The sequence below is a fragment of the Longicatena caecimuris genome (assembly GCF_018406465.1).
In the GTDB taxonomy this organism is placed as follows: domain Bacteria; phylum Bacillota_I; class Bacilli_A; order Erysipelotrichales; family Erysipelotrichaceae; genus Longicatena; species Longicatena caecimuris.
The window spans coordinates 303,181-328,123 of record NZ_AP024510.1 but is presented as its reverse complement, the minus strand read 5'-3'; the positions used below and the strand labels follow the sequence as shown (position 1 = coordinate 328,123).

The window sequence follows — 24,943 nt, the reverse complement described above, 5'->3', positions numbered from 1 at the left end:
GAAAAGCAACTGTATGATGTATGATGATTTTAATATAGGTTATGCATTAGAATAAGCGTTATTCCTGTGCGGCAGCAGCACTAGCTGCTGTTTTATTTAGGAAAGGCAAAGCACCAAGAATACTGCCAATAGCTCCTGGAAGTACCCAACCTAAGCCCAACTCATAAAATGGCAATTCTCTTACCCAAACACTCACACTGCCTAAAGATAAACCGGCTGTGTCTAAGCCATATAAAAATGCAACAATAAAGGTAAATCCCATGCCAACGATATAAACACTTTTACGATGTTTAATAAAGCGGCGCATAAAAGATAACAAAATCAGCGTAACCGTAACAGGATAAATAATTAATAATATTGGTAATGCGATTTTAATAAGCTGACTCAAACCGACATTCGATATCACAAAACTGAATAAACAGACAAAAGCAGCAATTTTCTTATAAGAAACACGTGGCAATAATGTCTGAAAATAATCAGAAAAGGAAGTTGTCAAACCTATGGCAGTGGTAAGACAGGCAAATAAAACAGCAATTCCCAAAATGATACCTCCAACACTGCCAAATAAATGATTAGTCACTGCATGCAGCAAGCTACCACCATTTTCAAATGGTGTAATCGTCATAGCTCCCACATAGGTCAGCATAAAATAAACGATACCTAAAAAAGCCGCAGCACCTAATCCACATAAAATGGTATATTTCGCAATTGCTTTTTTATCACTGACACCATATCCACGAACTGCTGTTATTACTAAGATAGCAAAGGCCAGCCCTGCCGGTCCATCTAATGCATTATATCCCTCAATCATACCTTGAAAAAATGGTATATCCACATAAGCTCCCTTCGCTTGTGTCATCGTTCCAAAAGCTAAGGGTTCTTGTGATTGCGGATACAATAAGGTTGCGATAAAGATAGCGAAGATACTGATCAGTAATACAGGCGTCAAATATTTTCCAACGACATCGACGATTTTACTAGGATTAGAACTTAAATAATAGGTCAATCCAAAAAATATCGCCGTAAACAAAAAGGAAAACAGCATTCGATTATTATTTCCAAGATAAGGCAATGCCGCTATTTCAAAAGATACACTTCCTGTTCTTGGCAAGGCAAATAAAGGGCCTATTAACATATACACACAGATAGACAAAAATAATGCAAATTTAGGGCTTACCAATTTACCTAAGTCACTCATAGAATTACCAACCAGGACAACAGCAGTAACTCCTAATATGGCAATTCCAGCATCGGTCAGAATAAAACCAGCCAAAGCCGCAAGATAGCTTGTTCCTGCTAATTGTCCCATGGCAGGTGGAAAAATCATATTACCAGCTCCAAAGAATATGGCAAACAGCATCATAGATACCGTTATTATTTGACGAAAAGTTAATGTTTTCATAATTCTTCTCCTTATGACATGCCTATACATGATAACGAAACCAAGTACAATTTGCAATCCCTACATGTAAAAAGATGCGTGATCGTAACTATCTTTTGCATTCTATTGCAAAAATAATTACAGATACACACATCTATTATCTTCTAACAGCATTTCAAAATAGATTTCATACGGTAATCTACATGAGTATTCTTATGTTCCTATTTATGTGCTTACCATCCGAATCACAGTCTGTTGTCTATAAGGATTATTTCAGTTATTCTCCATATATACGAAAACCATGGCGCCCATTTCGTTTTCTTGCATACATTGCTTCATCTGCTTTTTGATATAGTGTCATAAAATTATCGCCATGTTCCGGCGCCAAACAAGCTCCCAAACTGGCACTGATCGTTATGCCATCTACATTAAAACTAAGAGCATCGCTTAATTGCTGAAGTTTTTTACGCAAAGCTTCTCGATTGCAAATATCCTTTAAAAATAAGATATATTCATCACCGCCAATACGTGCACACAAGTCATGTGAACGCATTAAGCCGCGTAAGATTTGCGCTACATCACGTAATACTTCATCTCCCTGCATATGCCCCAATTTATCATTTAGCTGTTTGAAATTATCCAGATCCAACATGATCAAAGCATGCAGTTCCTCCTCCTGTTCCTGCAAAATATAATCTACTTTTTCTGCAATTGTCTTACGATTTAACAATCCTGTCAATGAATCACTCTCTAACTCCAACTGCACTTCTAATTCTCGACACTTGATTTTATCAATATCTTGAATCAAAACGAATGCCTTAATATGCTTTGTATAAGGATCTTCCATTAATTGTATTTCCGCTTTAGCCCAATAAATATGTTTTTTTACATCATAACGGCGATGCTCGCAAGTCACGACAAACTTTTTTTGATAGTAACAAGATAACAGATATTGGCGATCAAAGATGGTGAGGTATTTTTTGCGATCTTTTGCATAAACAAAGTTATTTGCCGCATATTGCGCGACAAAAGTAAAAGAACGACGTTTCGCAAATGGAATTTCAGGTATCACCGTGCTTTCCATCACCTCAAGCTGATCTTTGGTAATATCATATTCATAATAAGCAATCGCATTTGCCTTTTGATTTTCAAATATCTGTATCCATCGTTGGTAAGACAACTCCTGATCATATTCTTCCGTATAATCTTCATATGAAATGATAGATGTAACCGGATGTTTTTCCTTATCATATGTTAAAAAGTAATGTGCTTTTATCCATGCATAATCATCTCTGTCTTTTACACGCAATTTAAACATAGCACTTCCTTGTGGCACACCTTCCAGCATTGCATGATAGAACCGCATATATTCCTCTAAGCTTTCCTTTGCGACTAAATTCATGTTTTGCACACATTCGGGGACATTTTTAACTTCTGTATAATCCCCCAATACACGATCATCTGGGTCTCCCATAGACAATGTCTTTGTAGGAATATGATACCGCAACAATGTCTTATTCAACTGTTTCATCGCAATTCGATATTCCTGTTCACTGATACGTAATCTATCCTCAATCAGTTTGCGATCCGTGATATCAAAAACAGCTCCAAAGATATCATTACCTTCATACGCATAACGACATAACACCCATATAATAGAGCCATCTTTCTTAATACAACGATTTTCCTCCTCAAAATAATACGTATCAGAAGCGGTAATTTTATGACTTCTTATATCTTTTAGAAGTTGCATAAATTCATCAGGTAATACAATCTGTTGAATGTCTGAAATAGCATCCGTAGGATCATATCCAAAAGTCTTATTAAAATAAAGATTATGATAAAGTAGTGTCATACTCTCATCCAATGCCGCCTTAAATAAGCCACAAGGGATATTATTCGTTAATTTTTTATTTTGTAGACGATCATAGTTTTGTTTCATTTCAATGGCGAGGATATCATCAATATTCGTCATCAGAAACATTTGCCCAGTAGTTATGGTCGATATCTTTTGTAGACGATAATATGCATGATGATTTGTTGTTTTTACCAACTGCAAATCAAAAGCTGTTTGTTTTGTATGTGACCAATCACAGAACTGCGAATAATTCACCACAACGTTCTTCATCCTGTTGGTAGAGGGTAATCCTGTTTCACGTTGCATGTAAGATGATAAATATAATATTTCATTTTCTCTATCTACAGCACCCGCATACTTCAGAATTTCCATTTGATGCAATATATCTGTTGAAATTGACATCATTGGCACTTCCCTTCATATAACTTGTGCATTATAACACATTAAAAATAGAAAAAGGAATTTCTAAAACGATTTCTGTATAAGATAAAATGATGATATGTAATCACGAGTGTTCATCTTGTTTTTTTAATGCTTCATACAAAATATTAGAAATAACGAATTGTCAATAACGGCCTTGCACTACGTTTTCCTCAAAATGGAAAGGAGGCCTTTTATGAGGGATATTTTTGGCTTTCTACCTCTATATAGAAAAAAACCTGTCCTTCTCAGAACAGGTCTTCCTACCTGGCAACGTGCTATCTTTACTGGAGCTCGTCCAGCTATTGTCGCCGCTGAAGTGCTTAACTTCTGTGTTCGGGATGAGTACAGGTGTGTCCACTTCGCTTTCATCACCAGATCGCTTGAGGTCTCTCCCTCAAAACTGAATAACAGTCCAAACATTTCTTGTGATTAAGTCCTCGACCTATTAGTATCAGTCAACTTCACATATCGCTATGCTTCCATCCCTGACCTATCTACCTCGTCGTCTTCAAGGGGTCTTACTTCTTGCGAATGGGAGATCTCATCTTGGAGTAGGCTTCGCGCTTAGATGCTTTCAGCGCTTATCCCTTCCCTACTTAGCTACCCGGCTATGCTCCTGGCGGAACAACCGGTGCACCAGCGGTAGGTCCATCCCGGTCCTCTCGTACTAAGGACAGCTCTCCTCAAATCTCCTTCGCCCACAACAGATAGGGACCGAACTGTCTCACGACGTTCTGAACCCAGCTCGCGTACCGCTTTAATGGGCGGACAGCCCAACCCTTGGAACCGAATTCAGCTCCAGGATGCGATGAGCCGACATCGAGGTGCCAAACCTCGCCGTCGATGTGAACTCTTGGGCGAGATCAGCCTGTTATCCCCAGGGTAGCTTTTATCCGTTGAGCGACGGCCCTTCCATTCGGCACCGCCGGATCACTAATCCCGACTTTCGTCCCTGCTCGACCTGTTTGTCTCGCAGTCAAGCACGCTTCTGCATTTGCACTCGTCGATTGATTTCCATCCAATCTGAGCGTACCTTTGGGCGCCTCCGTTACTCTTTGGGAGGCGACCGCCCCAGTCAAACTGCCCACCTGACACGGTCCCTCATCCCGCTTAGGGATGCAGGTTAGAATTCCAATCAGACAAGAGTGGTATCCCAACAGCGACTCCTCATACACTGGCGTGCATGTCTCTTTGTCTCCCACCTATCCTGTACATCTCTGATCGAAACTCAATATCAGGCTGCAGTAAAGCTCCATGGGGTCTTTCCGTCTAGTTGCGGGTAACCTGCATTTTCACAGGTACTAAGATTTCACCGAGTCTGCTGCCGAGACAGCGCCCAAATCGTTACGCCTTTCGTGCGGGTCAGAACTTACCTGACAAGGAATTTCGCTACCTTAGGACCGTTATAGTTACGGCCGCCGTTCACTGGGGCTTCAATTCATTGCTTCGTATCGCTACTGACAAATCCTCTTAACCTTCCAGCACCGGGCAGGCGTCACCCCCTATACTTCGTCTTGCGACTTTGCAGAGAGCTGTGTTTTAGTTAAACAGTCGCTTGGGCCTCTTCACTGCGGCTTACTTTCATAAGCACTCCTTCTCGCTAACTTACGGAGTCATTTTGCCGAGTTCCTTGGCAACAGTTCTCTCGCTCACCTCAGGATCCTCTCCTTGCCCACCTGTGTCGGTTTTGGTACGGGCCGCTATGGAATATACTAGAAACTTTTCCTGGAAGCTGGCTACATATGCTTCGGTACTTGCCCTTGGGCGTTCCCTTACCTTTCACGCTTTACATCCTGATGACGCATTTCACTGCCATCCTGCTATACGCTTCGCCCACAATCCATTTAGTGGGTCATACTTACCTTCTCCGTCATTCCTTCATTTCCATCGCGGGTACAGGAATATCTGCCTGTTTTCCATCCACTACGCCTTTCGGCCTCGCGTTAGGTCCCGACTTACCCAGGGCGGACGAACCTTCCCCTGGAATCCTTGGGCTATCGGTGTGTAGGATTCTCACCTACATCTCGCTACTCACACCGGCATTCTCACTTCTATGCGCTCCACCACTCCTCACGATATGGCTTCTACGCTGCATAGAACGCTCCCCTACCACTTGTATTCCTACAAATCCGCAGCTTCGGTAGCATGCTTAGCCCCGGTACATTTTCGGCGCAGGGTCACTCGACTAGTGAGCTGTTACGCACTCTTTGAAGGGTGGCTGCTTCTGAGCCAACCTCCTAGTTGTCTGTGCATCCCCACATCCTTTTCCACTCAGCATGCATTTTGGGACCTTAACTGGCGGTCTGGGCTGTTTCCCTTTTGACCATGGACCTTATCACCCACGGTCTGACTGCCGGGCATATCTTATGGCATTCGGAGTTTGATTATACTCAGTACCCCGGGATGGGGCCATCGTACATTCAGTGCTCTACCTCCACATGACTAAGCCTCGACGCTAGCCCTAAAGCTATTTCGGGGAGAACCAGCTATATCCGTGTTCGATTGGAATTTCTCCCCTAGCCACAACTCATCCGCCAACTTTTCAACGGGGGTCGGTTCGGTCCTCCATTCAGTTTCACCTGAACTTCAACCTGGTCATGGCTAGATCACACGGTTTCGGGTCTATGTCATCGTACTCTCGCCCTATTAAGACTCGCTTTCGCTTCGGCTCCGCATCTCCTGCTTAACCTCGCACGATAACATAACTCGCCGGTTCATTCTACAAAAGGCACGCCATCACCCTTTAACGGGCTCTGACTTCTTGTAGGCATACGGTTTCAGGTTCTCTTTCACTCCGCTCCCGCGGTTCTTTTCACCTTTCCCTCACGGTACTGGTTCGCTATCGGTCACTTGTTTATATTTAGCCTTGACGGATGGTCCCGCCTGCTTCCGACAAGATTTCTCGTGTCTCGCCGTACTCAGGATCCCACTAGGCTTCACATCGTTTTCGGATACGGGACTTGCACCCCCTACGGTCGGCCTTTCAATGCCGTTCTCCTAACAATCCTCTTGCCATATCGTGGTCCTACAACCCCATCTCTAGAGATGGTTTGGGCTCCTTCCCTTTCGCTCGCCGCTACTCAGGAAATCACTTTTGTTTTCTTTTCCTCCGGGTACTTAGATGTTTCAGTTCTCCGGGTACCTCTCTCATGGACTATGGATTCATCCATGGATGCCATCCTATTACAGATGACGGGTTTCCCCATTCGGATATCGACGGATCTTTGTGTACGTACCACTCCCCGTCGCGTTTCGCCGTTTGTTGCGTCCTTCTTCAGTTTCAAGTGCCTAGGCATCCACCGTACGCCCTTACTTACTTAATCACTTCTTCGTGTTTTTGCTTTCGGTTTGCTTGAGTATTACTGTTTGTTTAACTTTATACTCGTGAATATCTATTTTGTTTACAACTTTTACGTTATAGACCTTCTGTTATGTCTTTTCTGTTATTCAGTTTTCAAAGATCGACTTCTCTTGGAAGATTCTTTCGGTCTTCCAAAACCGAACAGGAAATATCTGCTTCTTTGTACTTTCTCCTTAGAAAGGAGGTGATCCATCCCCACGTTCCCGTAGGGATACCTTGTTACGACTTAACCCCAGTCATCGGTCCTACCTTCGACGGCTCACTCCTTGCGGTTATGCCACCGGCTTCGGGTATTACCAACTCCCATGGTTTGACGGGCGGTGTGTACAAGGCCCGAGAACGTATTCACCGCAGCATGCTGATCTGCGATTACTAGCGATTCCGACTTCATGAAGTCGAGTTGCAGACTTCAATCCGAACTGAGACGCCCTTTATGAGATTCGCTCCACCTCGCGGTGTCGCTGCTCTTTGTAGGCGCCATTGTAGTACGTGTGTAGCCCAGGCCATAAGGGGCATGATGATTTGACGTCATCCCCACCTTCCTCCGGTTTGTCACCGGCAGTCTCTCCTGAGTCCCCAACCTAATGCTGGTAACAGAAGACAAGGGTTGCGCTCGTTGCGGGACTTAACCCAACATCTCACGACACGAGCTGACGACAACCATGCACCACCTGTGTGATATATAGCTATCTTTCTATCTCTAGAACATTTATATCCATGTCAAGGCCTGGTAAGGTTCTTCGCGTTGCTTCGAATTAAACCACATACTCCACCGCTTGTGCGGGCCCCCGTCAATTCCTTTGAGTTTCACACTTGCGTGCATACTCCCCAGGCGGAGAACTTATTGCGTTAACTGCAGCACTGAATCTCTCCAACACTTAGTTCTCATCGTTTACGGCGTGGACTACTAGGGTATCTAATCCTATTTGCTCCCCACGCTTTCGTGCATCAGTGTCAGTTACAGACCAGGCGACCGCCTTCGCCACTGGTGTTCCTCCATATATCTACGCATTTTACCGCTACACATGGAATTCCATCGCCCTCTTCTGCACTCTAGCTCGACAGTTTCCAAAGCATACAACAGTTGAGCTGTTGCCTTTTACTTCAGACTTATCGTGCCACCTACGCACCCTTTACGCCCAATGATTCCGGATAACGCTTGCCACCTACGTATTACCGCGGCTGCTGGCACGTAGTTAGCCGTGGCTTTCTGGTAAGCTACCGTCACCCACATAGCATTTCCTCTATATGGCATTCTTCACTTACAACAGTGCTTTACGATCCGAAGACCTTCTTCACACACGCGGCATTGCTCGTTCAGGGTTCCCCCCATTGACGAAAATTCCCTACTGCTGCCTCCCGTAGGAGTTTGGGCCGTGTCTCAGTCCCAATGTGGCCGTTCACCCTCTCAGGTCGGCTACGCATCATCGCCTTGGTGGGCCGTTACCTCACCAACCAGCTAATGCGCCGCAGGTCCATCCATGTTCACACCCGAAGGTGCTTTAATATGAGGAAGATGCCTCCCTCATACCTATCCGGTTTTAGCTACCGTTTCCAGCAGTTATCCCGGGCACATGGGCAGGTTACCTACGTGTTACTCACCCGTTCGCCACTAAGTCTCTTTGGAAGCAAGCTTCCTAAAGACTTCGTTCGACTTGCATGTATTAGGCATGCCGCCAGCGTTCATCCTGAGCCAGGATCAAACTCTCCATTTGATTTAGCTCAAAACGTTTACTAACGTTTTTCTTTATTTGTTTATCCGAGAATTACTTCTCTTTTTCATTGAAATTGACGTTTCCTGTTCAGTTTTCAAAGACCGATAGCATCCACTGTTTGGTGGACGTCACTCTCGTTGAGTGCCTGTATATAATATCAAATTATATCGTTCCTGTCAATCAAAATAATAACTTTTTTATGATTATTTCAGATTATTTTTACTAATCTGCTATTCCATATGATCTAGGCAGAAATTCTTTCTATCGCTTTACGAATTTGCCTCTTGATATGGATACTTTTGATAATCACAAAAGGAGTTCCTACATCGTAAGAACTCCTTCTTGATATCCTTTAGGATTGTTAATCGTGTAATTCCGGAAGAATTGGCTGTTTAATTCCAATTTCTTCATCAGATACATCTTCACCATCCATGATTTTCTGTACCATTTCACTTGTTAATTTCTCAGGTGAAGGTACATATGCCATAAATTGATCATCATCTGGTTTCGCATTACGTTCGATACGCTCTTCGCGTAACTCTTCTGCTCTTTCCGCAATGATTTCATTTGTCTGGCGATCAGCTTTGCAGCCGGTTCCAGCTGGAATCAGCTTACCGATGATAACATTTTCTTTCAGACCAATCAGGTAATCTTTCTTACCTTTGATTGCTGCATCCGTCAGAACTTTCGTTGTTTCCTGGAAAGATGCTGCCGATAAGAAGGAGTCTGTTTCAACAGATGCCTTAGAAATACCTAACAATACCGGTTTGAAAGTAGCCGGTGTTTTACCGCTTAACAATGCCTGACGGTTGATTTTCGTGATTTCGGTCAAGGATACCTGCACACCTGGATTCAAGTGTGTATCATTGCCTTCCAGAACGACTACTTTACGCAGCATCTGGCGAATCATAACTTCAATATGCTTGTCACTGATTTCAATACCCTGGCTAGCATATACTTTCTTAACTTCTTTTAGAATGTAGTTTTGAACCTGACGTACACCAGCAACCTTTAACAATTCCTTAGGGTCAACCTGACCTTCCGTAATTTTGTCACCAGCTTCGACATGTGCACCAACCTTCATCCAAGGACGAATTGCCTGTACCAAAGTCACCTTATGCGTAATACTTTCTTTATCATTTGCGACAACTACTTCGTAGCCTGTTTCAATCTGATTAATCGATGTGATTTCACCGGTAATCTGAGCTAATACAGCTACACCCTTAGGACAACGAGCTTCAAACAGCTCCTCGACACGAGGAAGACCCTGTGTGATATCTCCACCATCAGCACTTGCTACACCACCGGTATGGAAAGTACGCATGGTCAGCTGTGTACCTGGTTCACCGATAGATTGGGCAGCCATGATACCAACAGCTTCGCCAACTTCAACATCTTTACCGGTTGCCATGTTACGACCATAACATTTCTTACATACACCGTAAATAGATTTACAAGTAAATGCGCTTCGGATATATAAGCCTTCAACACCAGCATCTACAATTCGCTGCGCAATTGGCTCCGTGATGAATTCATCACTTTCAATGATGACTTCACCTGTCTTAGGATCTGTAACTTCTTGTTTTGTATAACGACCAACTAAACGATCATACAAAGATTCGATAATCGTATTCGTTTTGCGATCTACGATAGCTTCTACCCAGTACCCTTTATCTGTACCACAGTCTTCCTGTTTAACGATAACATCCTGGGCAACGTCAACCAAACGACGTGTCAGATATCCAGATTCGGCAGTCTTCAATGCGGTATCGGTCAGACCTTTACGCACACCGTGTGTTGAGATAAAGAACTCAGACACATTCAGACCTTCACGGAAACATGAATAGATAGGAACCTCGATGATACTTGGTACATATTCACCCTTCGCTGATTTGGACTGTGATGGTTTCGCCATCAGACCACGCATACCAGCTAACTGAGTAAAGTTTGACGTATTACCACGGGCACCAGAACGCGCCATCATGTTGATTGGGTTTTTACGTGGCAAGTTACCTAACAGCTCTTCGGCGATATCATCTTTGACATCTGCCCACAGCTTATTTAAGTGACGTTCCCACTCCTGCATCGTAAGCTTACCTTTCTTACGCAGGGTTTTTAATTCTTCGGCTTTGGCTTTACCATATTCCACATGCTCTTCTTTATGAGGAGCAACCTCGATATCACTTAAGGATACCGTAACACCGGCAACTGTAGAATATTTAAATCCCATATCCTTGATCTGGTCAAGGATTTCAGATGTTTTTTCAGTACTGTAACGTTTGAAGATCTCACCGATGATCTTACCTAAATCTTTCTTCTTGAAAGCAGGTGTTACAGGTAAATTACGGATAGCTTCTTTTACATCTTTTCCCATATCCAGGAAATACTTTTCCGGTGTTGCCTGGAAATTGGCTGCACTTACCTCATTCAAGAATGGGAAGTCGCTAGGGAACATGTTGTTAAAGATAACCTTACCAACTGTTGTCAGCAAATACTGTTTCTGCTGTTCATCCGTAAAGCTTGTTTTATTTAATGCTCTTGCCGGAATGGCAATACGAGAATGTAAATGAATCTGGTCTGTTTCATAAGCCATCAAAATTTCATTGATGCTACCGAAGACATGTCCTTCATTATCTCCATAACGCTGCCACATAGCTGCTGATTTTGGACAATCGACAGATAAATAGCGCTGCGCTTCATCATGGAATTCTTCAGCCGTTTCTTCCATCGTCAGATAGAAGTTACCCATGACCATATCCTGACCTGGGGTAACGATTGGTTTTCCATCCTTTGGACCTAGGATATTGTTAGAACCTAACATCATCACTAAGGCTTCAGCTCTTGCTTCTTCACTCAATGGTACATGGACAGCCATCTGGTCACCATCGAAGTCGGCATTAAAGGCAGTACATACTAATGGATGCAGACGCAATGCACGTCCTTCTACCAGTTTTGGCTTAAACGCCTGAATACCTAAACGGTGCAGCGTAGGGGCACGGTTCATTAAGACAGGATAGCCATCAATTACCTTTTCAACGATATCCCAAATACGTGGATCCTGACGATCAATCAGTTTCTCTGCTGTTTTTGGATTGCTGGCGATTTCCTGATTTACGATTTCATTAATAACAAATGGTTTAAACAACTGAATTGCCATTTCACGTGGAATACCACACTGATACATCTTCAAATCTGGTCCTACGGCGATTACAGAACGACCGGAGAAGTCAACACGTTTACCTAATAGGTTCTGACGGAAACGTCCTTGTTTACCCTTTAAGGAATGTGATAAAGACTTCAAAGCACGTCCGCCGGCACCGGTAATTGGTTTAGAACGACGACCATTATCGATCAAAGCATCAACTGCTTCCTGCAGCATACGTTTTTCGTTTTGTACGATGATAGCAGGAGTTCCCAACTCTAATAGCTTCTTCAAACGGTTGTTACGTGTGATGACACGACGATATAAATCATTTAGATCACTTGTCGCGAAACGTCCACCATCTAACTGCAGCATTGGTCTTAAATCAGGTGGGATTACCGGAATTACTGTCATAACCATCCATTCTGGCTTATTGTCAGAATTACGGAAAGCTTCTACGGTATCCAAACGCTTGATTAATTTCTTACGTTTTTCACCCTGCGCATTTTCCAAAGCTTCTTGAATGTGTTTGTATTCTAATTCCAGGTCAACTTCTTTCAACAGGGTCAAAGCAGCTTCTGCACCAGTCTGTGCCGTAAAGCTTCCAGGACCGTACAGTGCCATATATTCACGATATTCTTTTTCAGATAAGATCTGTTTGTATTCCAGATTCGTATCCTTAGGATCTGTTACGATCCAGGATACGAAATATACTACTTCTTCCAATTGTTTTGGTGTTACATCCAGCAGCAGTGCCATACGGCTAGGAATACCGCGTAAATACCAGATGTGTGCTACCGGTGCAGCCAATTCAATGTGTCCCATACGTTCACGACGAACACTGGATTTGGTGATTTCTACACCACAGCGGTCACAGACAACACCTTTATAACGTACTTTCTTATACTTACCGCAATAACATTCCCAGTCCTTGCTAGGTCCGAAAATACGTTCACAGAACAATCCATCACGTTCCGGTTTCTGGGAACGATAATTGATTGTTTCCGGTTTTTTAACTTCACCATGACTCCATTCATGGATTCTTTCAGGAGATGCTAGGCTCACCTGAATTGAGGCAAAATCATTAACACTCATCTACTTACGCCTCCTCTACTTGTTCATCATCTTCTGCAATTAATACATCTTCGTCGAAGTCATCCATGTTTTCTTCATCATCCAAAAGCACTTCATCATCTTCAACTTCAACATCTTCATTTATATCATTGATATCCTCTTCACTGACAACCTCTTCCTGTGGAATTGGTGGCAGTGCAGCAGGTTCACTTGATTCTTCTTTGTTGATATCGACTTCATTTCCGTCTTCATCCAGCATCTTCACATCGATGGCTAATGCCTGTAATTCATGTTTCAATACGCGGAAGGATTCAGGAATGCCTGGTTCAGGAATATCTTTTCCTTTGATGATTGCTTCATAAGTCTTAGTACGTCCTACGATATCATCAGATTTTACCGTCAAGATTTCCTGCAGTGTATGGGCAGCACCATAAGCTTCCAGTGCCCAAACCTCCATCTCACCGAATCGCTGACCACCATTCTGTGCTTTACCACCTAATGGCTGCTGCGTTACTAAGGAATAAGGTCCGGTTGCACGGGCATGCAGCTTATCGTCAACCATGTGCGCCAGTTTGATCATGTACATAACACCGACAGAAATACGTTCATCGAATGGTTCACCGGTACGTCCATCGTACAGTACCTGTTTACCATCTACGGTCATATCGGCTTCTTTCATGATGTCGCTTAATTCCTGATTGTTGATACCATCGAATACCGGTGTGGAGAATTTCACGCCCAGTTTCTTAGCGGCATATCCTAAATGGATTTCCAGAACCTGTCCGATGTTCATACGAGATGGCACACCGAATGGGTTCAACATGATATCAATTGGCGTTCCATCTGGCATATATGGCATATCCTCAACCGGTAAGATCTTGGAGATGACACCTTTATTACCATGACGGCCGGCCATCTTATCACCTTCAGAAATCTTACGTTTCTGAACGATGTAAACTTTTACGGTTTCATTGACTCCAGGTGGCAGATCATGTCCTTCGCTTCTTTTGAAGATGCGGATAGAATGGACGATACCGGCACCGCCATGAGGTACCTTCAAGGAGTTGTCACGCACTTCACGGGATTTCTCACCGAAAATTGCTAATAACAGTTTTTCTTCAGGAGAGATTTCACTCTGTCCTTTTGGTGTTACTTTACCAACCAGAATGTCACCCTCGCGTACTTCCGCACCAACCATGATGATACCACGGCTGTCTAAGTTACGGCAGGCTGCTTCACTTACGTTAGGAATGTCACGAGTAATTTCTTCTGGCCCTAATTTTGTTTCACGACAATCAATGTCGTATTCTTCAATATGAATTGACGTATACACATCATCACGTACCAAACGCTCACTCATGATGATGGCATCCTCATAGTTGTAGCCATACCATGTCATATAGGCGATCGTAACGTTTTGTCCAAGGGCAAGTTCACCCTTTTCCATAGATGGTCCATCGGCTAGGATATCTCCCTTATCGATGCGTTCACCTTTTTTTACGATTGGACTTTGGTTGATGTTGGTACCATTGTTAGAACGCTGGAATTTACGCAAACGATATTCATGACGTTCTCCATCATCACCACTGACGATGATGCGCTGAGAATCGACGTATTCAACAATACCGTTTTCTTTTGCGACGATACCGACACCAGAGTCCTTGGCAATCTTATATTCGATACCAGTTCCTACATATGGAGAATGTGGCTGTAACAAAGGTACGGCCTGACGCTGCATGTTCGCACCCATCAAGGCACGAGAAGCATCGTCATTTTCCAGGAATGGTACACAGGCAGTTGCCACGGATACGATCTGTTTTGGTGAAACGTCGGCCAATTCTACTTCTTCACGTTTAGCGATGATGGTTTCTCCCGCTTTACGAGCAACGACATTTTCATTGATCAAACGGCCTTCTACAACCTCATTCGCCTGCGCGATAACATAATCTGCTTCTTCATCAGCTGATAAGTAGATTGCTTCATCTTCTACTGTTCCATCTTTCTTAACGATACGATATGGTGTCTGAATAAATCCATATTCATTGATCTTACCATAAGAAGTCAGGTTGGAAATCAGACCGATGTTTGGACCTTCTGGAGTTTCGATAGGACAGATACGACCATAGTGAGAACTATGAACGTCACGTACTTCAAAACCGGCGCGATCTCTGGTCAGACCACCTGGACCTAAGGCAGAAATACGACGTTTGTTGGTCAATTCTGCCAATGGATTCTGCTGATCCATGAACTGTGACAGCTGAGAACTGGAGAAAAACTCCTTGATAGCTGCTGTTAATGGACGAATATTCGTTAATTTCTTAGGTGTTAAGGTTGCTGTTTCCGCAATGGACATACGTTCCTTAACAACACGCTCCATACGGCTTAAACCGATACGGAACTGGTTCTGGATCAATTCACCAACAGAACGGATACGACGGTTACCCAACATATCAATATCGTCGGTTTCTCCAACACCTTCCATAACATTTAAGTTATACGTATAGAATGCATACATATCGGAAATCGTAATGGTATGCTTGTTCGCATATGGGTCATTACCGATTACTTTTACTACTTGCTCATCGCCAGTACGTACAAGCACTTCCTGAACGGCTGCACCTACCAACCATGCATACACCGTTTCACCGTTGTTTACTTTATTACGTAAAGCTTCCTGGTCGTTTGCACTTAAGGTATCTGGCTTATGACGAGGTAAATAGCCTTCTGCATAGAAGTCACCTTCTTCATTTTCCAGGTCATTGCCCTGTGCATCCGTTACACGGCCTAACGCATACATGCGCTGTCCATAGTTTAACACTGCATTGACATTGCCTTTTTCCAAAGCCACCTGCTTTGCGATGATACCGCCATGTACAGAAATGGTTTCACATTCTTTTGCGATTGCGTCTACATCCTTCTGTGTTAATACGGTTCCTTCAAACAGGGTAGCATCACTCAATTCCACATCCTCTGCCAAAACACGGCCAACAAGACCAAGATGGTTAGATGCCGGAACTTCTACTTTATCCGGATGGTTGAATAATGGATTGAAAGGGAAAGCATGTACATGCATACCTTTTTCCAACTCTTCACGTAAAGTGTTACGTTCATCACGATGAATCATCGTACCGCTAGGCATGAAGACACTGCCATCACTTGCCAAAATATCCATTGCCAAACGATTACCGTAAATACGGTTGATGGCATTTAATTTCTTACGTAATTTAAAACGTCCGGCTTTGGTTAGATCATAACGGCGAGGATCAAAGAACTTCGCATTCATTAAGGTGATAGAACCATCCAAGGTAGGTATTTCATCCGAACGCTGGTTTTCATAAATAGACAATAAAGCTTCCTGTGTAGTCTTAACCTTATCGGCTAACAGGGTATTCTCAATTTCTTCGTATTTACCAAAGTAAGATGCATATAATGTAAGGTAAAGATTCATGAATTCACGATCTTCATCATCCTGTGCAACATCTTCGATCACATCACGTCCCATAGCCTTTAAGAACGTCTTGATCTGTGTTGTATCATGGGCATCTTCGCTGTGATCTAAATCAATTGACATACCGACAGCTTTAAACAATACAGAAGAAAGCATTTTACGTTTACGGTCAATGCTCATGTTTAAAACACGTCCGGTAGACGCTTTTTTCGTTTCTGTCATGTATTCCAGCCAAGTACCGCGGCTTGGAATTAATTCACAGGCATACGATACTTTACCTGTTTTTTCATCATAACCGGTAGAGAAGTACGCTCCCGGAGAACGCACGATCTGCGAAACGATGACACGTTCCGCTCCATTGATGATGAAAGTACCTGTTTCGGTCATTAAAGGGAAATCACCTAGGAAGACATCTTCCCATTTATTGATAACTTCACCTGTTGTGTTATCTGTTATTTCAAGTTCCATGCGTGCTTTCAATGGTGCTGCGTAATTACATTCGCGATACATTGATTCTTCCGCATTGTATTTAGGTTCACCGAATTCATAACCGGCGAACTTCAGCTTGATATTTCCTCCATAGTTTTGAATCGGGTAGATTTCATTGAAAACTTCTCCAATTCCTTCGTTCTTGAACCACTCAAAAGAATCCGTCTGAATTTCAACCAGATTCGGCAGTTCCAGATGTCCACTAACTTTTGAGTAATCGCGACGCTCTGCCTTTTTACCGGAAGCGACAATACGATAAGGCTGTTTTTTGTCCATGTACGCCATCCTTTCTACAAGTTTTTCTTACCAAAATAGGGCATGAAAACCCATTTTAATATTTTAGTATTATGCAATTTATTATAATATCAATGGTTTGTCAAATTGTCAATGCTTTTTCGATATTTTAGCTATTTGTGTCCGTTGGGTAGCAATCTGCATGGAAAGGTATATTTTCATAACTGATTGCATGTGATAACGATTGTTGCACCATCATGGTGGCAATTTCCATAAAGAAGAGCTTTCCTTCATAATTTCGTGAAAGTGTGCATGCTGGCATTTCCTAGTATCAACCGATTTAACTTCTCTACGTTATCGTTGGTATTTTTGGTATCACCCGGCTTAACTTTTCTACGTTATCGTTGGTATTCTTGATATCAATCGGCTTTACTTCTCCCTACGTTATAGTGGTACTATAGTTATGCTGTACGTATATTTATTTCTTTGCCTTTAAGATCCAATAGCCTTTTTCTTTTTCAATGATGTCACAATTACCGAACACTTCTTTGATTTTATTCACTGCACTGTTTGCGCCCTGTTGCTTACGAATAACGACCCATAAGCAACCGCCTTCACATAAATAATCATAAGCTTTTTCAAAGATTTCATAAATGACCTTCTTACCGGCCCGGATGGGTGGATTGGTTAGGATGTCAGTATAAGTATTCCCAGTTACCTGTGCATATACATCGGACTCATGAATCTGCACATCCACATGATTGGCCTTGGCATTTTCTTTAGCTAGGGCGATTGCACGTGGATTGACATCGACCATTTCCACATGCTTATCGGGATATGTATGCTTGATGATGATACCGATTGGTCCATATCCGCAGCCAACATCAAGTATCGTATCCTGTAGTTCATCTCTTTTCAGCAGGGTGTTTAAGAAGACCTGTGTTCCAAAATCAACACCGCCTTTTGAGAAGACACCGTTATCAGTTAAGAAAGTATAGTTAAAACACCAAAACCGGAAAGATATTTCCTTCCGGTTTTCTGCTAAATGACGATTATCTGTAAAATAATGATCCATCGTTATCCCGCCTTTTTTAGGTGACAAAAAGCCCGAAGGCTTTTTGTAGTTCATCAAGATGTGTAAGTTATTACTTAACTTCTACGCTAGCTCCAGCGTCCATCAATTTCTTCTTGATTTCTTCTGCTTCTTCTGGGCTAACATTTTCTTTGATTACGCTTGGTGCTTTGTCAACCAGACCCTTAGCGTCTACCAGACCTAAGCCTGTGATTTCACGTACAGCCTTGATAACAGCAACTTTTGTTCCACCGATGTCTGTTAATGTAACAGTTACTTCGCTTGGTCCTTCAGCAGCAGCACCTGCATCAGCAGCAGCTGCAACAGCAACTGGAGCAGCAGCCGTTACGCCAAATTTTTCTTCGATTGCTTTTACTAATTCATTCAGTTCTAAGATTGTAGCTTCTTCTAAGTAAGCTAAGATGTCTTCCTGGTTTAATTTTGCCATGTTCTTTTCCTCCTAGTTAATAGTTTGTCTGCATGCAATTAAGCAGCAGCTTCTTCTGTAGCTTCGGCAGCTGGTGCTGCACCTTCTTCTTTGCTTTCTGCAACAGCTTTAACAGCACATGCGAATCCGCGTACTGGTGACTGTAAGCAGCTTAACAGCATTGATAACATACCTTCACGGTTTGGCAGACTTGACAACTCTTTGATTGTGTCAACACTGACTACCTTACCTTCTACGATACCGCTCTTCAGTACAAGCTTGTCGTGTGTTTTCGCAAATTTTGCTAATACACGAGCAGGGGCAACTGCGTCTGGTCCAAATGCGATTGCGTTTGGTCCAACCAAGTCTTTTACTAATTCACTGGCACCGGCTTCTTCGGCAGCACGCTGAGCAAGAGAGTTTTTGTAAACCTTGAACTCTACGCCTTCTGCGCGAAGATCTCTACGCAGCTGTGTTACTTCCGCAACACTCAGACCACGATATTCAACAACTACGGTTGAATCGGCTTCTTTCATTTTCTGAGCAATTTCAGAAATGACTGCCTTTTTGCTATCGATGATTGCCTGGTTCATGAACTTCACACCTCCTGATTTATATGTAACAATATACCTTTCAAGAGTGATATAAAACACCCGCAAACTGGACAGTCTACGGGTGAAAGTTTTATCTACTTGCTTTCTACCTCGGTAACATGATTAAGCTGTTACGCCGTTACTGTCTATGGTATATTGATAACATCGAATATTTTAAACGTTGTTTTGCAGTTTGTCAACCTTATTTAACGATTTCTACATGGATGCCAGGACCCATTGTTGTTGTTAATACAAGGTTTTTGATATAAGCACCCTTAACTGCAGCAGGGCGTGCTTTTACGATTGTGTTGTAGATTGCGTTGAAGTTGTCCACTAACTTCTCATCGTCAAAGCTTACTTTACCGATCATCAGGTTAATGTTACCTTCTTTATCAACACGGTATTCTACTTTACCTTTTTTGATGTCTTCAACAGCTTTTGCAACATCCATGGTAACTGTACCAGTCTTAGGGTTTGGCATTAAGCCCTTAGGTCCTAACAGACGACCTAATTTACCTAATTCACCCATCATGTTTGGAGTGGCAACGATCACATCGAAGTCAAACCATCCCTTCTGGATTTCTTCTAACAATTCTTTTCCACCAACGAAATCTGCGCCAGCGTCTTTTGCTTCCTGTTCCTTAGGTCCCTGTGTAATAACACAAACTTTCTGTGTTTTACCAGTACCATGAGGCAGTACCATAGCACCACGGATCTGCTGATCTGCATGACGTGGGTCTACATTTAATTTGAAGCTAACTTCAACAGATGCGTCGAATTTAGCGATGTTTGTTTCTTTTGCTAATTTTACAGCTTCAGCTACCGAATAAGACTTTGAGCGGTCGATTTTCTTAGCAGCTTCAGCGTATTTCTTTCCAACTTTTGCCATATCTATTTACCTCTCGCCTTTCTTATCCTTCATAACCTTCAACTTTAACGCCCATGTTTCTAGCAGTACCAGCAACGATACGCATAGCAGCTTCTACATCATTTGCGTTTAAGTCAGGCATTTTGTATTCTGCGATTTCACGCAGCTGATCAACTGTAATTGTTCCAGCGGTTTCTTTCTGATCACCACTAGCCTTCTTGATGCCAGCAGCTTTCTTGATCATGATGCTTGCTGGAGTTGTTTTTAATACGAAATCAAAGCTCTTATCTTCGTATGCAGTAATAATAACTGGTACCATATCACCATTACGGTCCTTTGTAGCATCGTTAAATGCTGTACAGAACTGCGGCATGTTGATTCCGGCAGATGCCAGTGCTGGTCCCGGTCTAGCTCCTCCTGCAGGGAACTGAAGTTTACAAATCTTTGCAACTTTTTTACTCACAAGACACACCTCCTATATATTGTTGTCTTATGCAGTGGTTTGATTGAAGGAGCTGCTCCTTCTCCCACGCATTCTAAAACACCACAAAATGTGGCGCTCTTGTATTTTAATACGAATGGAAATGAAATGCAAGAAGAAGTGTTTATTTTTTTAAACTTCTTTTCCAAAAGCGATAGTAGGTATTAAAAAACGATACTCTTTATGAAATGTATAACGTTTGTCCCATATATAGCAAAGGTTCAATACCATCATGGCATTGAACCTTTCTTACTTTATTTCACTTGTTTTTTCGCAGTTGGTTTTTTTCTCTTATATTCTAATAAGACACCGCCAAAACTTGGCACATCTACTGTAATGGTATAAGGACGTTTATTGCATTCTTCTTTTATCGTTTTATATTTCTGCAATGTTGTAGTTTCTCCTCCATATATATCCATATCCGTATTCAGAATTTCCTGATAGGTTCCACTTTCAGAAACCCCGAAGGTATGAGCCTTATATACATTAGGTGAAAAATTCAGAAGAACGATATAATTCTTAGTTTCCCCTTTTCGCATATAACTAAAGAGATTTTCATCCGCATTATCCGCATCGATCCATTCAAAAGATTCCCAGTCATATTCTTTTTCATACAGCGTAGCCGATTTACAGTATACTTCACCTAGTTTCGCAAAGTATTTATGGAAAGCGTCGTGCATCGGATATTTTAATAGATCCCAATCGCACTGTTTTTCTTCATCCCATTCACGGAAATGAGCCAATTCATTTCCCATGAAGTTTAGCTTTTTACCAGGATGTGTAAACATATACAAATATAACGTTCTTAATTGCGCAAATTTTTGTTCATAGGTTCCAAAGATTTTATCAACAATTGTCTTCTTGCCATGTACTACTTCATCATGAGAAAATTCCATCAAGAATCTTTCAGAATAGAAATAGGCCATTGAGAAAGTAATATTATTATGATGCCATTTACGGTAAATAGGATCTTTTTCTAAATATTTCAAGGTGTCATTCATCCAGCCTAAATCCCATTTATAGTCAAAGCCCAAACCACCTTCAACCGTCGGATGTGTAACCTTAGGGAAATCACTGGAATCCTCTGCTATCAGCATGATTCCAGGGAATGCTTCATGTAAATTAAAATTCATTCGTTTAATAAAGTGCAATGCTCCTTCGTTTGTTCCTAAGTCTTTATTGCCATGCCAGTGAATGACATTGCTGATTGCATCCATACGAAGACCATCGACATGATATTTATCAATCCAGAAAGCTGCCGCTGACATTAAGAATGAGCGTACTTCTTCTTTCCATAGATTAAAATTAGCGGTTCCCCATTGTGAGTCTGCATCACATGCTTTCTCATATTCATATAGAGGCGTTCCATCAAAATAAGACAAAGAGAAATCATCTCGTACAAAGTGTACTGGCACAAAGTCCATAATGACACCAATTTTTGCTTTATGACATGCGTTAATCAGATACATCAGATCCTCACATGTACCATAACGGCTCGTTGCACTGAAATAACCGCTGCATTGATAACCCCAAGAACCATCGAATGGATATTCATTCAAAGGCATCAATTCAATATGAGTAAAATGATTTTCTTTTACATAAGCGATTAATTCTTTTGCTATGCTGCGATAATTTACCCACTCCACATCTTCTTCCTTTTTCCATGAGCCTATATGCAACTCATAGATATTCATTGGTTTTGCAAAGTTCTTATCTCTTTCTGCGAGCCATTTGCCATCGCTCCATTTTTTATATTCCAGATTTGTCACAATGGATGCTGTGTTCGGACGCAACTCTGAATAAAATGCATATGGATCCATTTTATCGACAACTCTGCCAGTTGCCTGTGTGATACGGTATTTATACATATCTCCTTCTTTAGCACCAGCAATAAATAATGTCCATACTCCTTTATCATCACTGCGACGCATCTTGTGTCCTTTACAGCTCCAATCATCAAAGCTTCCAATGACCTGTATTTCCTGTGCATGCGGCGCAAATGTCGTAAAACGAACACCCTTTTTCCCACGTTCTTCACAGATATGCGCACCAAAAAACTCATATGCATTGATGGCATTTCCTTTATAATAATTATCTAAAATTTTATTTTTCATGAGAACTCCTCCAGTTTCTATATCATATCTTTATTTTACTCTATTTTGCCTGTAAAACCTACAAGAATTTTGTTATTTTAAAGAATTTGTAATGGGTTTCAAGGTTTTTTGCTGTTTTTTTATACAAATCATGAAAATTGTCGTTCAGCCTTTGATAATCAAAGTTTTATGCATCTATGTTGACTTCTAATCCCATATAAGTTATTGTATATATAGAGTTATCCTAAGCTAACAAAAGGAGGCGTTTTTATGATCATCTTAATCCCTTTACTTGTATTATCTTTTGCCTATAGTACCTTTTTCATTAAGAAAAAACTATTGCAGATTGTTAAACTGTGTGCATAAGTCATCTTTCAATAAACTTTGTCTTTCAATTGATCATTTTGGTTACCTTGACAATTAGGCACTGACATCTCGCATAAACTTTGCCTTTTCATGGCAGATAGTAAAATCTTCATACTCCTTTGCTAATTAAAACAGGAAGTCTTTACTATTTTTCAATAGTCTTAAGACTTCCTTATTTTTTCCCGAATCGGGCATTAAAATGTACTTTGCTATGTTCTATTAACCAATCAGTTTCTTCATAGCATCTTGATAAGCTAATGTTTTTTCATGTGCGTCCTGTAAGGAAGTGCCTTTGATACAATAATAGAACTTACATTTTGGTTCTGTACCGCTTGGACGTATTGCTATCCAGCTGCCATCTTCTAAATAGTATTTCAAGACGTCTGATTTCGTAAAGCCACATAATTCACTCTCTACACCATTTTCTAAGATACGACATTCCTTGTAATCCTCAAAACGCGTTACCTTTGTTGCATTGATTTCTTTTACTTCACTCTTACGCAAAGTAGCTAAAATTTCCTGAATGCGTTCAGCTCCAGCCTGTCCTTCTAATTTCAAAGAAGTTTGGCTTTCTTCATAATAGCCCAATTCAGCATACAAATCATATAATACATCCACTAATGTCTTACCTTTTGCTTTATAGTAGCAAGCAGCTTCAGCTAGCATCAAACAAGCCTGTGGAGCATCTTTATCGCGTACGAATGGTTTAATCAAAGAGCCATAACTTTCTTCATAACCAAATACATACTGCTTTTCATTTGTCTTTTCATATTTCGCAACCTTTTCACCAATAAATTTGAAGCCGGTTAATGTCTTTTCTGTTGCAACACCATACTTTGTCGCAATCTTTTCTCCAAGATCACTGGTTACAACGGTATTAAACATGACAGGATTGTTTGGCATTTCCCCTTTTGCTGTCAATTGTGAGAAGATGTACTCAATTAAAACGGCACCACTTTGATTCCCTGTTAATAGTTTATAGTCTCCATTATGTTTAACACCGACACCCATACGGTCTGCATCAGGATCACATACCAAAATAATATCGGCATCTTCACGTTTTGCATATTCTAATGCCATTTCATAAGAACCTGCTTCTTCAGGATTTGGTGTTGGTGTATTCGAGAAATCAGGATCTGGCGTACATTGTTCTTCCACAGCCACAAAATGATATCCCGCACGTGTATATACCTCTTTCACTGGAATATTGGCTGTTCCATGCTCTGGGGTAAAGATAATTTTCACATCATCTTTTGGAATATCCGGATTCAACTGGATACTTAATACATTAGCATAATATTCTTCATCAACATCTTTTCCGATGACCGTAATCAGTTTCTCCTGTTCAGCAGTTGGATTTGCCTCAATTGCCAATTCATCCGCAACCGCATTCACACGATCAATAACTTGTGCAGCAAGTGCCGGTACTAGCTGACAGCCTTTTTCATCATACAATTTATAACCATTATATTCTTTCGGATTATGACTAGCCGTTACCATGATACCGCCGAAACATTGAAAATGTCTGACTGCAAAGCTTAATTCAGGAGTCGGGCGCAAGGATTCAAACACATAAGAACGGATGTTATACGTAGCCAACAATCTTGCAGAATCCATAGCAAATTCTTTTGACATATGACGGTTGTCATAACCAATCGCAATGCCGCGTTTCATAGCTTCTTCGCCATGTGCGCAGATATATTCAGCAAATCCCACATTTGCTTTACGAATCGTATGAATGTTAATACGATTTGTTCCAGGACCCAACAAGCCTCTCATTCCTGCTGTTCCAAACTCTATCGTTGTATAAAAAGCATCATTCATCGTCTCTTCATCCATGTTTTCAAGCACTTCTTTATAAGAAGGATCTAGGTTAGGATGATGTAACCATCTTTCATAAATATCTTTGTACATTTTC

At 41.6% G+C, this 24,943-nt stretch carries 11 protein-coding genes, 3 rRNA genes and 1 other annotated feature; all 14 genes read right to left on the bottom strand.

Annotated elements, in window-relative coordinates; all coding sequences use genetic code 11:
• Positions 1-58 precede the first annotated feature (58 nt).
• The 14 genes from brnQ to KJS44_RS01430 all read right to left on the bottom strand — a co-directional run bounded on the left by brnQ (position 59) and on the right by KJS44_RS01430 (position 24,939).
• Positions 59-1,402 (bottom strand): branched-chain amino acid transport system II carrier protein, encoded by a 1,344-nt coding sequence (gene brnQ, locus KJS44_RS01495; RefSeq protein ID WP_008690128.1) that lies wholly within the window; start codon positions 1,400-1,402, stop codon positions 59-61.
• Between the two features lie 256 nt (positions 1,403-1,658).
• The gene (locus tag KJS44_RS01490) at positions 1,659-3,641 is read right to left on the bottom strand and encodes a sensor domain-containing diguanylate cyclase (RefSeq protein WP_008690129.1); all 1,983 of its coding nucleotides are present in this window, start codon (positions 3,639-3,641) and stop codon (positions 1,659-1,661) included.
• A gap of 283 nt (positions 3,642-3,924) precedes the next feature.
• Positions 3,925-4,038 (bottom strand): 5S ribosomal RNA (rrf, locus tag KJS44_RS01485).
• A gap of 49 nt (positions 4,039-4,087) precedes the next feature.
• Positions 4,088-6,985: ribosomal RNA gene (locus KJS44_RS01480) — 23S ribosomal RNA — on the bottom strand.
• 215 nt (positions 6,986-7,200) lie between these two features.
• Positions 7,201-8,738, bottom strand: a 16S ribosomal RNA gene (locus tag KJS44_RS01475).
• The 16S, 23S and 5S rRNA genes sit together here, the layout of an rRNA operon.
• Positions 8,739-9,099: 361 nt before the next feature.
• Complete coding sequence (gene rpoC, locus KJS44_RS01470) at positions 9,100-12,975, bottom strand: DNA-directed RNA polymerase subunit beta' (RefSeq protein WP_008691285.1); 3,876 nt, start codon at positions 12,973-12,975, stop codon at positions 9,100-9,102.
• Between the two features lie 4 nt (positions 12,976-12,979).
• Entirely contained in the window at positions 12,980-17,167 is a 4,188-nt protein-coding gene (gene rpoB, locus KJS44_RS01465) for a DNA-directed RNA polymerase subunit beta (protein ID WP_008691284.1), read from the bottom strand.
• A 436-nt stretch (positions 17,168-17,603) separates the two neighbouring features.
• Positions 17,604-18,200: a class I SAM-dependent methyltransferase gene (locus tag KJS44_RS01460; protein WP_008691283.1), complete on the bottom strand. Its 597-nt coding sequence runs from the start codon at positions 18,198-18,200 to the stop codon at positions 17,604-17,606.
• Positions 18,201-18,270: 70 nt separating this feature from the next.
• Positions 18,271-18,645, bottom strand: a complete 375-nt coding sequence (gene rplL / locus KJS44_RS01455; RefSeq protein ID WP_008691281.1) for a 50S ribosomal protein L7/L12 — start codon at positions 18,643-18,645, stop codon at positions 18,271-18,273.
• A gap of 38 nt (positions 18,646-18,683) precedes the next feature.
• Positions 18,684-19,217, bottom strand: a complete 534-nt coding sequence (gene rplJ, locus KJS44_RS01450; RefSeq protein ID WP_008691280.1) for a 50S ribosomal protein L10 — start codon at positions 19,215-19,217, stop codon at positions 18,684-18,686.
• Positions 19,218-19,260: 43 nt separating this feature from the next.
• Positions 19,261-19,387: a sequence feature (ribosomal protein L10 leader region), on the bottom strand.
• 32 nt (positions 19,388-19,419) lie between these two features.
• Complete coding sequence (rplA, locus tag KJS44_RS01445; protein ID WP_008691279.1) at positions 19,420-20,106, bottom strand: 50S ribosomal protein L1; 687 nt, start codon at positions 20,104-20,106, stop codon at positions 19,420-19,422.
• Between the two features lie 22 nt (positions 20,107-20,128).
• Complete coding sequence (rplK, locus tag KJS44_RS01440) at positions 20,129-20,548, bottom strand: 50S ribosomal protein L11 (protein WP_008691278.1); 420 nt, start codon at positions 20,546-20,548, stop codon at positions 20,129-20,131.
• A 272-nt stretch (positions 20,549-20,820) separates the two neighbouring features.
• A complete protein-coding gene (gene glgB / locus KJS44_RS01435; RefSeq protein WP_008691277.1) occupies positions 20,821-22,680 on the bottom strand; it encodes a 1,4-alpha-glucan branching protein GlgB in 1,860 nt (619 codons plus the stop codon).
• 564 nt (positions 22,681-23,244) lie between these two features.
• Positions 23,245-24,939: a phospho-sugar mutase gene (locus tag KJS44_RS01430; RefSeq protein WP_008691275.1), complete on the bottom strand. Its 1,695-nt coding sequence runs from the start codon at positions 24,937-24,939 to the stop codon at positions 23,245-23,247.
• Positions 24,940-24,943: the final 4 nt, after the last annotated feature.

Bases quoted from the DNA above. Each gene is read 5' to 3' on its own strand.
- brnQ (WP_008690128.1), bottom strand. From the start codon at position 1,402: ATGAAAACATTAACTTTTCGTCAAATAATAACGGTATCTATGATGCTG.
- KJS44_RS01430 (WP_008691275.1), bottom strand. From the start codon at position 24,939: ATGTACAAAGATATTTATGAAAGATGGTTACATCATCCTAACCTAGAT.
- rpoB (WP_008691284.1), bottom strand. From the start codon at position 17,167: ATGGACAAAAAACAGCCTTATCGTATTGTCGCTTCCGGTAAAAAGGCA.
- KJS44_RS01490 (WP_008690129.1), bottom strand. From the start codon at position 3,641: ATGTCAATTTCAACAGATATATTGCATCAAATGGAAATTCTGAAGTAT.
- rplL (WP_008691281.1), bottom strand. From the start codon at position 18,645: ATGGCAAAATTAAACCAGGAAGACATCTTAGCTTACTTAGAAGAAGCT.
- KJS44_RS01460 (WP_008691283.1), bottom strand. From the start codon at position 18,200: ATGGATCATTATTTTACAGATAATCGTCATTTAGCAGAAAACCGGAAG.
- rpoC (WP_008691285.1), bottom strand. From the start codon at position 12,975: ATGAGTGTTAATGATTTTGCCTCAATTCAGGTGAGCCTAGCATCTCCT.
- rplJ (WP_008691280.1), bottom strand. From the start codon at position 19,217: ATGAACCAGGCAATCATCGATAGCAAAAAGGCAGTCATTTCTGAAATT.
- rplA (WP_008691279.1), bottom strand. From the start codon at position 20,106: ATGGCAAAAGTTGGAAAGAAATACGCTGAAGCTGCTAAGAAAATCGAC.
- glgB (WP_008691277.1), bottom strand. From the start codon at position 22,680: ATGAAAAATAAAATTTTAGATAATTATTATAAAGGAAATGCCATCAAT.